The organism is Burkholderia diffusa (genome assembly GCF_001718315.1).
Taxonomy (GTDB): domain Bacteria; phylum Pseudomonadota; class Gammaproteobacteria; order Burkholderiales; family Burkholderiaceae; genus Burkholderia; species Burkholderia diffusa_B.
On record NZ_CP013362.1, the window covers coordinates 2,206,658 to 2,220,419 of the forward strand.

The following is a 13,762-nucleotide window of genomic DNA, read 5'->3' on the forward strand; positions in this document are numbered from 1 at the left end:
TGCGGGGCTTTTTCTTTGCGGCGCGGGTACGGCACGGCGGCGAACCGCCGTGGTGCGATCAGGTGCCCCCGTTCGCCGTGTTGGCCGCCGTCAGGCGCTCGCCGCCGCCGGCGTCGAGCCAGTTGCGCAGGCGCGACGCGTCGGCGAAACGCGAGTACTTGCCGAACGAATCCAGCAGCACCATCACCATCGGCCGACCATGGATGGTCGCCTGCATCACGAGACATTCGCCTGCCTCGTTGATGAAGCCCGTCTTCTGCAGGCCGATATCCCACGACCCGTTGCCGCGAATCAGCGCGTTCGTGCTGTTGTAGACCAGGTTGCGCTTGCCCGTATTGACGTCGTACGTACGGTCGGTCGAGAACTGGCGAATCATCGGGTACTGGTACGCCGCATTGACCATCTTCACGAGGTCGCGCGCGCTCGACACGTTCGAGCTCGACAGGCCCGTCGAATTCTCGAAGTGCGTGTCGTTCATGCCGAGCGATTTCGCCTTCGCATTCATCGCGGCGATGAACGCCGGACGGCCGCCCGGGTAGTAGCGCGACAGCGCGGCAGCGGCACGGTTTTCCGACGCCATCAGCGCGATGTGCAACATGTCCTCGCGCGACAGGACCGAGCCGACCGACAGGCGCGAGCCCGTGCCCTTCTCGTAGTCGCGATCTTCGTCCGTGACCTCGAGCTGATCGGTCATCGGCGCCTTCGAGTCGAGCACGACCATCGCCGTCATCAGCTTCGAGATCGACGCGATCGGCACGACCGCGTGCGAATTCTTGTCGAACAGCGGCTCGCCGGTGTTCTGGTCGACGACGTACGCGACGCTCGAGCGCAGCGCGAGCGCGTCCGGCGTGTCGTGCAGGCCGAATGCCTGGCCGACCGTCGGCCGGCGCGGCTGGAACGCGACCTTGCGCACCGCGCCGTGGTGGCCGTGCACATTCGACGCGAGCGTCGCGCGCTTGCGCGTTGCCTTCGGCGCGTCGGCCGACGCGACGTTGGCGGATTTCGCGGAGGCGGCCTTCACCGTCTTCTTCTTCGCCGAAGAAGTAGAAGCGGCTTTCCTGGCGGCCTGGTGAGTCTTCGCAGTGGCGGCAAAGGCGTCAGCGGGTGCGACGGACGCAGCAGTCGCCAGCAAGGCGACGGCGACCGACACAGCCGTGCCGAGCGTCATGCTCTGCAACAATCTGCGCGGTGAAAACGATTCGGCTTTCATTGGGGTCTGGACAAAGCGGGCGGGAGTTTCCGCAAGTGTAGTTAAAGCTGAAAAAAAGAGCAATATTAGGCACTTACCGATCGTCGTTAAACCGGAATGTAAGCGTTGGCCAACGACGAATCGATCAACCCTCCCGCTCCCATCGAAAAAATTGATGAGATGCGCTGCCCGACAGTAACCGTCTCCCGATTACCACACGGTTAATTGAGATAACGTCACTTTGGCGACGAATTAAAGCGGGGAAAGTACGTACCCGGCGCTCGGTGTTCCAGCGGCACCGGTGTCGACCGGGCGGCGGCACGTCGCCACGGCACGCGCATTGAAACGGCGCGCTTTTCGACAGGAACAGAAGCATAACGTTCCACATGCCTGTCAGGTTTACCTGTGCATGATCATGGTGCGCCGCGCGTTGCCGGCCACGTGCGCACCATGTTGGAACACGTCTGAAACCGATTCCGAATCGGCCACGATAACTCGTTGTTTTATCGATAATTTGTCGCGATTGTGCAACGCACAAAAAATACTTGACAAGCGATTTCTCTGCCCTAAAATACGACTCATTGCTGCGTTGCACAAAGCACGCGGATCCGAGGTTCCCCAGCGTAGTGCCCCTTACCCCTGCGATCGACGCGATCGCTTTTCAGGAGCTTGACATGTCCTTGCTGACCCCCGAGCAAATCGCCGCCGCCCAGAAAGCCAACCTCGAAAGCCTGTTCGGTCTGACGACCAAGGCGTTCGAAGGCGTCGAAAAGCTGATCGAACTCAATCTGCAGGTCGTGAAGTCGTCGCTGGCGGAAAGCCAGGAAAACGCGCAGCGCCTGCTGTCGGTGAAGGACGCACAGGAACTGATCGCGCTGCAAGCGAGCCTGTCGCAGCCGGTCGCGGAGAAGGTGCTGTCGTACAGCCGTCACCTGTATGAAATCGCGTCGTCGACGCAAGCCGAGTTCGCGAAGGTTGCCGAAGCGCAATTCGAAGAGCAGAACAAGAAGGTCCAGGCGCTCGTCGACAACGTCGCGAAGAACGCCCCGGCCGGTTCGGAAACGGCTGTCGCCGCACTGAAGTCGGCACTGAACGCAGCGAACACGACGTACGAAACGGTCCAGAAGGCTGCCAAGCAAGCCGTCGAGATCGCCGAAACGAACTTCAACGCGGCTGCCGCTGTCGCGACGAAGGCTGCGAGCGCTGCCGCATCGCGCCGTTCGAGCAAGCCGGCCGCGTAAGCGTCCCCTGCGCCTGAGAAAGCCGCGCACTGCGCGGCTTTTTTTCGTTCCGGCGCCGGAATATCCGGGCATCCGGCGGTCGCCGGCGCGTTGACGCGACGGACACGGACAGGCTACTGCCGTCTGCTGGGAAAAGAAAACGCCGCCGCCCGGATATCCCGAGGCGGCGGCGTTTTTTCGTGGCCGGCACAAGGCCGGCCATGCCGGTCGCGTTACTTCTTGCGTTGCGGCGGCAGGTCCGTGCAGACGCCTTCGTACAGCTCGGCGGCCATGCCGACCGATTCGCCGAGCGTCGGGTGCGGATGGATCGTCTTGCCGATGTCTTCCGCGTCCGCGCCCATCTCGACGGCGAGGCACACTTCGCTGATCAGGTCGCCCGCGTTCAGGCCGACGATGCCGCCGCCGATCACGCGATGGGTTTCCTCGTCGAAGATCAGCTTCGTGAAGCCTTCGTCGCGGCCGTTCGCGATCGCGCGGCCCGATGCGGCCCACGGGAACACGGCCTTGCCGTACTTGATGCCTTCGGCCTTGCACTGGTCTTCCGTCTTGCCGGCCCAGGCCACTTCCGGATCCGTGTACGCCACCGACGGGATCTGCAGCGCGTCGAAGTACGCCTTTTCGCCGTGCGCGGCTTCCGCTGCGACGTGGCCTTCATGCACCGCCTTGTGCGCGAGCATCGGCTGACCGACGACGTCGCCGATCGCGAAGATGTGCGGGACGTTCGTGCGCATCTGCTTGTCGACGTCGATGAAACCGCGGTCGGTCACCGCGACGCCCGCCTTGTCGGCACCGATCTTCTTGCCGTTCGGGCTGCGGCCCACCGCGACGAGCACGAGGTCGTAGCGCTGCGCTTCCGCCGGCGCCTTCTCGCCCTCGAACTTCACGTAGATGCCGTCTTCCTTCGCTTCCGCGCCGACCGTCTTGGTCTTCAGCATCACGTTGCCGAAGCGCTTCGCGTTGTACTTTTCCCAGACCTTCACGAGATCGCGGTCCGCGCCCATCATCAGGCCGTCCATCATTTCGACGACGTCGATCTCGGCGCCGAGCGTCGAGTACACCGTCGCCATTTCGAGGCCGATGATGCCGCCGCCGATCACGAGCATGCGCTTGGGCAACTGGCGCAGTTCGAGCGCGCCCGTCGAATCGACGACGCGCGGGTCTTCCGGCATGAACGGCAGCTTCACCGCCTGCGAGCCCGCGGCGATGATCGCCTGCTTGAACTTGACGACTTTCTTGCCGTTCTCGCCCTGCACTTCCATGTGATACGGATCGACGAACGCGCCGACGCCGGTCACGACTTCGACCTTGCGGGCCTTCGCCATGCCGGCGAGGCCCGTCGTCAGCTTCTTGACGACGCCGCCCTTGAAGTCGCGCAGCTTGTCGAGGTCGACCTGCGGCTTGCCGAACGAGATGCCGTGCGCAGCGAGCGCTTCGGCTTCTTCAACGACGAGCGCCGTGTGCAGCAGCGCCTTCGACGGAATGCAGCCGACGTTCAGGCACACGCCGCCGAGCGTCGAGTAGCGCTCGACCAGCACCGTCTTCATGCCGAGGTCGGCGGCGCGGAACGCGGCCGAGTAGCCGCCGGGGCCGGCGCCGAGCACGAGCATGTCGCACTCGATGTCGGCGGAGCCGCTGTAGCTGCCGGATTGCGGTGCGGGTGCCGGGGCGGCGGCGGGCGCAGCGGCCGGAGCCGGTGCTGCGGCCTTCGCGGGTTCGGCAGCTTTCGCGGGAGCGGCGGCGCCTGCCGAAGCTTCTACGATGGCGATGACCGTGCCTTGCGAGACTTTCTCGCCGGCCTTGACCTTGACTTCCTTGACCGTGCCGGCGACATCGCTGGGCACTTCCATGGAGGCCTTGTCCGATTCGAGCGTGATGAGCGTCTGCTCTTTTTCGATCACGTCGCCCGGCTTCACGTTGACTTCGATGACATCGACGCCGCTGAAATCGCCGATATCCGGAACCTTGACTTCGATGAGACTCATTACTGTCCCCTTCTTGATTAGCTGCAGACAGAGGGGGAGAAACCCGGAAGAACCCGCTTTACGGCCTGATCAAGGAACGCGAACCCGGGCAGGACCACCTTTGCCGTCCGCCCAAGGACGCGCCTTTCTTTTGGTTACTTTTCTTTGGAAAACAAAGAAAAGTGACCGCCGCCCCGCGCGGGGACGACGCTAATAGACCGTTAGCACAACAGGTTCAACGACGAGGCGCGGATCACCGACAAAAAACCCACGCCCCGCGAGCCACTCCCACGCTCATCAAAGAATGATGCGGCGGAAATCGGCAAGCAATGCACCGAGATACGCATTGAACCGCGCGGCTTCCGCGCCATCGATGACACGATGGTCATACGACAGCGACAGCGGCAGCGTCAGACGCGGCACGAACTGCTTGCCGTCCCACACCGGCTTCATCTGGCCGCGCGACAACCCGAGGATCGCGACTTCCGGCGCGTTGATGATCGGCGTGAAGTGGGTGCCGCCGATCCCGCCGAGCGACGAGATCGAGAAGCAGCCGCCCTGCATCTGGTCCGGTTTGAGCTTGCCGTCGCGTGCGGCCTTCGACAGCTCGGCCATTTCCTTCGCGATGTCGACGAGCCCCTTCTTGTCCGCGTCGCGGATCACCGGCACGACGAGACCGTTCGGCGTGTCCGCAGCGAAACCGATGTGGTAGTACTGCTTGAACACCAGGTTGTCGCCGTCGAGGCTCGCGTTGAAGGTCGGGAACTTCTTCAGCGCGGCGACGACCGCCTTGATCACGAATGCGAGCATCGTGAATTTCACGCCCGCCTTCTCGTGCTCCTTGTTCAGTTGCACGCGCAGCGCTTCGAGCTCGGTGATGTCCGCTTCGTCGTTGTTCGTGACGTGCGGGATCATCACCCAGTTGCGATGCAGGTTCGCGCCCGAGATCTTCTTGATGCGCGACAGCGGCTTCGCCTCGAACGGGCCGAACTTCGAGAAGTCGACCTTCGGCCACAGCAGCAGGTTCAGCTCGCCGCCGCCAGCCGGCGCGGCCGCCGCGGCCGGTGCCGCGCGCTGGCCCGTCATCACGCCCTTCACGAAGCCGGTGATGTCGTCCTTCGTGATGCGGCCCTTCGGACCGCTACCCTGCACGCGTGCGACTTCGACGCCGAGTTCGCGCGCGAACTTGCGCACGGAAGGCGATGCGTGGCTCGCGCGGTACTCGCCCGACGGGGCGGCGGCCGGCGCGGCAGCAGCCGGAGCCGGCGCAGCCTTCGCGGGCGCCGGTGCGGCGGCGGGTGCCGGCGCGGCAGCGGCCGGTGCCGGTGCGCTCGCTTGCGGTGCAGCGGCAGGCGCTGCGCCGGCGGCGGCGTCGAGCAGCACGATCAGCGTGCCTTCCGACACCGAATCGCCCACCTTGACCTTGATTTCCTTCACGACGCCGGCGGCCGGGCTCGGCACGTCCATCGTCGCCTTGTCCGACTCGAGCGTGACGAGCGACTGCTCCTTCTCGACCGTGTCGCCGACCTTCACGCCGATCTCGATCACCGGGACGTCCTTGTAGTCGCCGATGTCGGGCACCTTCACTTCGAGCGTGCCGCCCGCAGCAGCGGGAGCGGCGGCCGGCGCTGCGGCGGCTGGTGCCGGCGCTGCCGCCGGAGCCGGCGCTGCTGCCGGCGTTGCTGCGCCGTTCGCCTGCGCCGCGGCGCCGCCGTCGAGCAGGATGATCAGCGAGCCTTCCGACACGGAATCGCCCACCTTGACCTTCACTTCCTTGACCGTGCCGGCGGCCGGGCTCGGGACGTCCATCGTCGCCTTGTCCGACTCGAGCGTGACGAGCGACTGCTCGGGCTCGACCGTGTCGCCCGCCTTCACGAGCACCTCGATGACGGGCACGTCCTTGTAATCGCCGATATCCGGCACCTTCACTTCGATCGCTTGACTCATCTTTTTCTGTCTCCATGGCCGCGCGCGCCCCTCCCGGAAGCGGCGCGCAGCATCACACGGCGCGTGTGCGTTAAACGGTCATCGGGTTGGGCTTCGACGGATCGAGGTTGTACTTGGCAATCGCGTCCGCGACCACCTTGCGCTCGATCGTGCCTTCGTCGGCCAGCGCGTTCAGCGCGGCGACGGTGACCCAGTGACGGTCGACTTCGAAGAAGTGACGCAGCTTCTCGCGGGTATCCGAACGACCGAAGCCGTCCGTGCCCAGCACGACGAAGCGGCGATCGATCTGGCCGCGGATCTGGTCGACCAGCGCGCGCACGTAGTCGGTCGATGCGATGACCGGACCCTGCGTGTCCTTCAGGCACTTCTGCACGTGCGACAGGCGGCGCCCCTCGGTCGGATGGAGCAGGTTCCAGCGCTCGACGTCATGGCCTTCGCGCGCGAGTTCGGTGAAGCTCGGCACGCTCCACAGATCGGCCGCGACGCCCCAGTCGTTCTTCAGCAGGTCGGCCGCGGCGATCACTTCGTTGAAGATCGTACCGGCGCCGAGCAACTGCACGCGGGGCGCCTTCGCGTCGGCGTCGGCCTTCTTGAACGCGTACATGCCCTTGATGATGTCGGCCGCCACGTGCTCGCCCTGCGGAATCGCCGGGTGCTCGTAGTTCTCGTTCATCACCGTGATGTAGTAGTACACGTCTTCCTGGTCCTGCACCATGCGGCGCAGGCCGTCCTGGACGATCACCGCGAGTTCGTAGCCGAACGTCGGGTCGTAGCTCACGCAGTTCGGCACCGATGCCGCCCACAGGAGCGAGTGACCGTCTTCGTGCTGCAGGCCTTCGCCGTTCAGCGTCGTGCGGCCCGCGGTGCCGCCGAGCAGGAAGCCACGCGAGCGCATGTCGCCCGCCGCCCATGCCAGGTCGCCGATCCGCTGGAAGCCGAACATCGAATAGAAGATGTAGAACGGCACCATGATCTCGCCGTGCGTCGAATACGACGTTGCCGCCGCGATCCAGTCGCACATGCCGCCCGCTTCGTTGATGCCTTCCTGCAGGATCTGGCCGGTTTCCGATTCCTTGTAGAACATCAGCTGGTCGGAGTCTTCCGGCACGTACTTCTGGCCTTCCTGGTTCCAGATGCCGATCTGGCGGAACAGGCCTTCCATGCCGAACGTACGCGATTCGTCCGGGACGATCGGCACGACGCGCTTGCCGAGCGCCTTGTCCTTCAGCAGGATGTTCAGGATCCGCACGAACGCCATCGTCGTCGAGATCTCGCGGCCTTCGCCCGTGCCCTTCAGCAGCGGCTCGAACGCGTCGAGCGCCGGCACCGGCAGCGACGTCGCCTTCTCGCGGCGATGCGGCAGGTAGCCGCCGAGGTCCATGCGCTTCTGGCGCATGTATTCGAGTTCCTTCGAGCCTTCCTCGAACTTCAGGTACGGCACGTCGGCGATCTGTTCGTCGGTGATCGGCAGGCGGAACTGGTCACGGAACTTCTTCAGTTGCTCGACCGGCAGCTTCTTCTGCTGGTGCGTGATGTTCATCGCCTGGCCGGACTCGCCCATCCCGTAGCCCTTGATGGTCTTCGCGAGGATGACGGTCGGCGCGCCCTTCGTGTTGCTCGCTTCGTGGAATGCCGCGTAGATCTTGTGCGGATCGTGGCCGCCGCGGTTCAACGCCCAGATGTCGTCGTCGGACCAGTCGGCGACGAGTGCCTTCAGCTCAGGCGTGTTGAAGAAGTGCTCGCGCACGTACGCGCCCGACTCCGACTTGTACGTCTGGTATTCGCCGTCGACGGCTTCCATCATGCGGCGCATCAGCGCGCCCGACTTGTCTCGTGCGAACAGTGCATCCCAGCGGCTGCCCCAGATGACCTTGATCACGTTCCAGCCGGCGCCGCGGAATTCCGATTCCAGTTCCTGGATGATCTTGCCGTTGCCGCGCACCGGGCCGTCGAGACGCTGCAGGTTGCAGTTGATCACGAACACGAGGTTGTCGAGCTTCTCGCGGCTCGCCATGCCGATCGCGCCGAGCGATTCCGGCTCGTCCGTCTCGCCGTCGCCGAGGAACGCCCAGACCTTGCGGCCGGCGGTCTTCGCGATGCCGCGCGATTCCAGGTACTTCATGAAGCGTGCCTGGTAGATCGCCATGATCGGGCCGAGACCCATCGACACGGTCGGGAACTGCCAGAAGTCCGGCATCAGCCACGGGTGCGGGTACGACGAGATGCCCTTGCCGTCGACTTCCTGACGGAAGTTGTCGAGTTGCTCTTCCGACAGGCGGCCGAGCAGGAACGCGCGCGAGTATACGCCCGGCGACGAGTGGCCCTGCACGAACACGAGATCGCCGCCGTGCTGGTCGGACGCCGCGTGCCAGAAATGGTTGTAGCCGACGTCATAGAGCGTCGCGGCCGATGCGAACGACGCGATGTGGCCGCCGACGTTCGTGTCCTTGCCTGCGCGCAGCACCATCGCCAGCGCGTTCCAGCGCGTGTACGAACGAATGCGGTGCTCGAGGTCCTGGTCGCCCGGGATCTTCGCCTGGGCTTCGACCGGGATCGTGTTGATGTACGGGGTATTAGCGGAGAACGGCAGGTGTTCGCCGTGCATGCGGGCGAATTCGATCTGCTTTTCGATCAGGTAGTGCGCGCGGCCGGTGCCCACGGAGGAGATCACGCCGTCGAGCGACTCGAGCCATTCAACGGTTTCTTGCGGGTCGTCGTCACGATCGGCGGCGACATATTTCATCACTTCGTTCGGTACAGCGGACATTCTCGTCTCCTGGGTCCTGGAATGTGAGGATCGCTCTCGTGCAGACGACGCGACGCGGCCGGCTGCGGGCAAGCTCCGACGGATTGTAATGAGCGTGGACGGCCACGCGCAACAAAATTTTCGAATTATGAGATCTTTTCTCGCAATGCGGAATATTGCTGCGCTGCACCCTCGCTTCGGGCTTCTCCGGCACGCGCCGCGAGCACAAATTCGTTTCCGTTCAACATATCCGGTATGGGTTTTCCATGTATTGCGCTGCGCTACAATCCTGCCATGTTGACCGATCGGCTTTTCGCACGCTCGGCGCGACCGTCGGGCCCGCCGGCGGAGTCGCAGCCGTCCCGCTGGCACCACGGACCGTGGTGGTCCAACTCCTATCTGCTGACACCGCTGCTGTCGATCCTCGTGTTCCTCGTGGTGATGAGCCTGATTCTATGGAGCCTCAATCGCCGCGAACAGCAGCAGCAGGAAGACACGCTGTTCCGTAACGTCGCGTGGGCGCAGCAGCAGATCCGCCTGTCGATGACGGGCGCGCAGGAGCAACTGCAGGCGCTGTCGCGCGATCTCGCGTCCGGCCGCCTCGACCAGAACGCGTTCCAGATGGCCGTCGCGGACGTGATGCAGACGCATCCGGAAATCCTCTATCTGAACTGGTACACCGCGCCCGGCGTGCAGCGCTGGCCGACCGTGCATCCGCCGCTGCTCGGCCAGCGACTCGCGAAGCCCGGCGACGCACAGATGCAGGACGCCGTGCGCGGCGCATACGACGAGGCGCGCAGCACGCGCCGCCAGGCCTATTCGCCGCTGATCTACGACGACTTCGGCAACGGCTTCATCACGCTGCAGACACCCGTGATGCGCGGCGATCGCGAATATCTCGGCTCGATCGCCGCGGTGTTTTCGGTCGAAGGGATCCTGAAGCACGACATCCCGCAGGAGCTGTCGTCGAAGTACAAGATCTCGATCACCGACTCGAACAATCGCGAGCTGTCGTCCACGTCGACGCGCCCGCGCCTGCCGCGCGACTCCCACTACGACCTGCCGCTCGATCCGCCCGGCCAGGGGCTGACCGTGCGCGTATACGCATTCCCGCAGCTCACGAACCTGACCAACAATACGCTCGTGTGGCTGGTCGCCGGGCTGTCGTGCTTCGTGCTGTGGAGCCTCTGGAGCCTGTGGAAGCACACGCGCCAGCGCTTCGAGGCGCAGCAGGCGCTGTACGCGGAAGCGTTCTTCCGCCGCGCGATGGAAAACTCGGTGCTGATCGGCATGCGCGTGCTCGACATGCACGGCCGCATCACGCACGTGAACCCCGCTTTCTGCCGGATGACGGGCTGGGACGAGACCGACCTCGTCGGCAAGGTCGCGCCGTTCCCATACTGGCCGCGCGACGCGTACCCGGAAATGCAGCGCCAGCTCGACATGACGCTGCGCGGCAAGGCGCCGAGCTCGGGATTCGAGCTGCGCGTGCGGCGCAAGAACGGCACGCTGTTCCATGCGCGCCTTTACGTGTCGCCGCTGATCGACAGCTCGGGCCGCCAGACCGGCTGGATGTCGTCGATGACCGACATCACCGAGCCGAAGCGCGCGCGCGAGGAACTCGCGGCCGCGCACGAGCGCTTCACGACGGTGCTCGAAAGCCTTGACGCCGCGGTGTCGGTGCTGGCCGCCGACGAAGCCGAGCTGCTGTTCGCGAACCGCTACTACCGCCACCTGTTCGGGATTCGCCCGGACGGCCACCTCGAGTTGTCGGGTGGCGGCTTTGACCGCGCGCAGGCGTCGTCCGACTCGATCGACATGGTCGACGCGTTCGCGGGCCTGCCGGCGGCCGCGCTGACGAGCAGCACGGCGGATGCGCAGGAGGTGTACGTCGAAAGCATCCAGAAGTGGTTCGAGGTGCGCCGCCAGTACATCCAGTGGGTGGACGGCCACCTCGCGCAGATGCAGATCGCGACCGACATCACGACCCGCAAGAAAGCGCAGGAGCTCGCGCACCAGCAGGAAGAAAAGCTGCAGTTCACGAGCCGATTGATGACGATGGGCGAAATGGCGTCGTCGATTGCTCACGAATTGAACCAGCCGCTCGCGGCGATCAACAATTACTGCTCGGGCACGCTCGCGCTCGTGAAGAGCGGCCGCGGCACGCCAGAGACGCTGCAGCCCGCGCTGGAAAAAACCGCGCAACAGGCGTTGCGCGCGGGGATGATCGTCAAGCGGATCCGCGAATTCGTGAAGCGCAGCGAGCCGAAACGCCAGCCCGCGCGGGTCGCGGACATCGTCGCCGACGCGGTTGGGCTCGCCGAAATCGAGGCCAGGAAGCGCAGGATCCGGATCGTCACGGAAATCCTCGCAAGAATGCCTATTATTTATGTCGACCCCGTGCTAATCGAGCAGGTGCTCGTGAACCTGATGAAGAACGCGGCCGAGGCGATGGCCGACGTGAAGCCGGCGTCGGCGGACGGCGTGATCCGCGTCGTCGCCGACATCGACGCGGGTTTCGTCGACATCCGCGTGATCGACCAGGGTCCGGGCGTGGACGAAGCGACCGCCGAACGCCTGTTCGAACCGTTTTACAGCACCAAGTCCGACGGCATGGGCATGGGGCTGAATATCTGCCGTTCGATCATCGAATCGCATCGGGGGCGTCTGTGGGTGGTCAACAATGTCGAACCGGACGGCCGCATTTCCGGCGCGACATTCCACTGCAGCCTGCCCATTGGGGAACCCGCTGATCTCGGCCAAGGGGGGCGCGAGGCATCGGCATCACATACCGTTACGGGAGAACTATGAATAGCCCTGTCACCACCACTCAGGAAACTGTCTTCGTCGTCGACGACGACGAGGCCGTACGGGACTCGCTGCGCTGGCTGCTGGAGGCGAACGGCTATCGCGTGCAATGCTTCTCGAGCGCCGAGCAGTTCCTCGATGCCTATCAGCCGGCGCAGCAGGCCGGCCAGATCGCGTGCCTGATCCTCGACGTGCGGATGTCGGGCATGAGCGGCCTCGAACTGCAGGAACGCCTGATCGCCGACAACGCCGCACTGCCGATCATCTTCGTCACGGGCCACGGCGACGTGCCGATGGCGGTATCGACGATGAAAAAGGGTGCGATGGACTTTATCGAGAAACCGTTCGACGAGGCCGAGCTGCGCAAGCTCGTCGAGCGGATGCTCGACAAGGCCCGAAGCGAAAGCAAGAGCGTCCAGGAACAGCGCGCCGCGAGCGAGCGCCTGTCGAAGCTGACCGCGCGCGAGCAACAGGTGCTCGAGCGGATCATCGCCGGCCGTCTGAACAAGCAGATCGCCGACGATCTCGGGATCAGCATCAAGACGGTCGAAGCGCACCGCGCGAACATCATGGAAAAACTCAACGTCAACACGGTCGCCGATCTGCTGCGCCTCGCGCTGTCGAAGAAGCAGGCCTGAACGTTGCGCGCGGTTCCGGGCAGCCCTGCCCGGCCGCACCACCGTGCCGCGCGATGCGGACCCTCCGCGCGGCGCGGCCCGGCGCCGCCTCCCGGGGCGCCGTCACCGCCGCCATGACGCTTTCCTTGTATTCGCTGTCGGACGACGGCAAGCGACCGGTATAATTGCGTGCTTTGCTGCGGCGCTTCGCGCGCCGCACGCCCGCATTCCAACTTCCCGGCAGGACCACCACCATGACAGCCCTCCTCATCGACGGCAACGCCCTCTCGAAGACATTGCGCGCGCAGGCCGCCGAACGCGCCGCCGCCCTGACCGCACGCGGCCACCAGCCCGGTCTCGCGGTGATCCTGGTCGGCGCCAACCCGGCGAGCGAAGTCTACGTGCGCAACAAGATCAAGGCGTGCGAGGACAACGGCTTCTTCTCGCTGAAGGATGCGTACCCGGACACGCTGTCGGAAGCCGACCTGCTTGCGCGCATCGACGAACTGAACCGCGATCCGAAGATCCACGGCATCCTGGTCCAGTTGCCGCTGCCGAAGCACATCGACAGCCACAAGGTGATCGAAGCGATCGCGCCGGAAAAGGACGTCGACGGCTTCCACGTCGCAAACGCCGGCGCGCTGATGACGGGCAAGCCGCTGTTCCGCCCGTGCACGCCGTACGGCGTGATGAAGATGTTCGAAGCGCATGACATCCCGCTTCAGGGCGCGAACGCCGTCGTGATCGGCCGCTCGAACATCGTCGGCAAGCCGATGGCGATGCTGCTGCTCGAAGCCGGCGCGACCGTGACGATCTGCCACAGCAAGACGCGCGACCTCGCCGCGCACACGCGCCAGGCCGACGTCGTGGTCGCCGCGGTCGGCAAGCGCAACATCCTGACGGCCGACATGGTCAAGCCGGGCGCGACGGTGATCGACGTCGGCATGAACCGCGACGACGCGGGCAAGCTGTGCGGCGACGTCGACTTCGCCGGCGTGAAGGAAGTCGCCGGCTACATCACGCCGGTGCCGGGCGGTGTCGGCCCGATGACCATCACGATGCTGCTGATCAACACGATCGAAGCCGCCGAGCGCGCCGCCGCGGCAGCCTGATCGCCACCCGATCGCCCTGCCCGTCCAGCCGGCGCGCATTCGTGCGCCGGCGTCTTGCCGGCCGCCCGCCGCGGCCGCGCCGTCGCACTGAATTCCCCCGTATCCGACCCCGCACCGAGCGCAGCCAATCGCACCGTTAGA

At 65.0% G+C, this 13,762-nt stretch carries 8 protein-coding genes; 4 read left to right on the forward strand and 4 right to left on the reverse strand.

What is annotated here, in order from left to right:
• Nucleotides 1-58 precede the first annotated feature (58 nt).
• Complete coding sequence (gene pbpG, locus WI26_RS10200; protein WP_069225872.1) at nt 59-1,210, reverse strand: D-alanyl-D-alanine endopeptidase; 1,152 nt, start codon at nt 1,208-1,210, stop codon at nt 59-61.
• 653 nt (nt 1,211-1,863) lie between these two features.
• Between pbpG and WI26_RS10205 the strand changes: the two genes are divergently transcribed.
• The gene (locus WI26_RS10205) at nt 1,864-2,430 is read left to right on the forward strand and encodes a phasin family protein (protein ID WP_059450463.1); all 567 of its coding nucleotides are present in this window, start codon (nt 1,864-1,866) and stop codon (nt 2,428-2,430) included.
• Nucleotides 2,431-2,642: 212 nt separating this feature from the next.
• On the opposite strand, the gene lpdA is transcribed toward WI26_RS10205, so the two are convergent.
• The 3 genes from lpdA to aceE all read right to left on the reverse strand — a co-directional run bounded on the left by lpdA (nt 2,643) and on the right by aceE (nt 9,105).
• On the reverse strand, nt 2,643-4,412 hold the full coding sequence (gene lpdA, locus WI26_RS10210; protein WP_069225873.1) for a dihydrolipoyl dehydrogenase: 1,770 nt from the start codon (nt 4,410-4,412) through the stop codon (nt 2,643-2,645).
• A 276-nt stretch (nt 4,413-4,688) separates the two neighbouring features.
• Entirely contained in the window at nt 4,689-6,338 is a 1,650-nt protein-coding gene (gene aceF, locus WI26_RS10215; RefSeq protein ID WP_069225874.1) for a dihydrolipoyllysine-residue acetyltransferase, read from the reverse strand.
• A gap of 70 nt (nt 6,339-6,408) precedes the next feature.
• A complete protein-coding gene (aceE, locus tag WI26_RS10220) occupies nt 6,409-9,105 on the reverse strand; it encodes a pyruvate dehydrogenase (acetyl-transferring), homodimeric type (protein ID WP_069225875.1) in 2,697 nt (898 codons plus the stop codon).
• A gap of 273 nt (nt 9,106-9,378) precedes the next feature.
• Between aceE and fixL the strand changes: the two genes are divergently transcribed.
• The 3 genes from fixL to folD all read left to right on the forward strand — a co-directional run bounded on the left by fixL (nt 9,379) and on the right by folD (nt 13,621).
• Nucleotides 9,379-11,895: an oxygen sensor histidine kinase FixL gene (fixL, locus tag WI26_RS10225; protein WP_059464201.1), complete on the forward strand. Its 2,517-nt coding sequence runs from the start codon at nt 9,379-9,381 to the stop codon at nt 11,893-11,895.
• Nucleotides 11,892-12,530 (forward strand): oxygen response regulator transcription factor FixJ, encoded by a 639-nt coding sequence (gene fixJ / locus WI26_RS10230; protein ID WP_006493245.1) that lies wholly within the window; start codon nt 11,892-11,894, stop codon nt 12,528-12,530. Before fixL ends, fixJ begins: the two co-directional genes overlap by 4 nt.
• Nucleotides 12,531-12,763: 233 nt before the next feature.
• On the forward strand, nt 12,764-13,621 hold the full coding sequence (gene folD / locus WI26_RS10235) for a bifunctional methylenetetrahydrofolate dehydrogenase/methenyltetrahydrofolate cyclohydrolase FolD (RefSeq protein ID WP_059537876.1): 858 nt from the start codon (nt 12,764-12,766) through the stop codon (nt 13,619-13,621).
• Nucleotides 13,622-13,762: the final 141 nt, after the last annotated feature.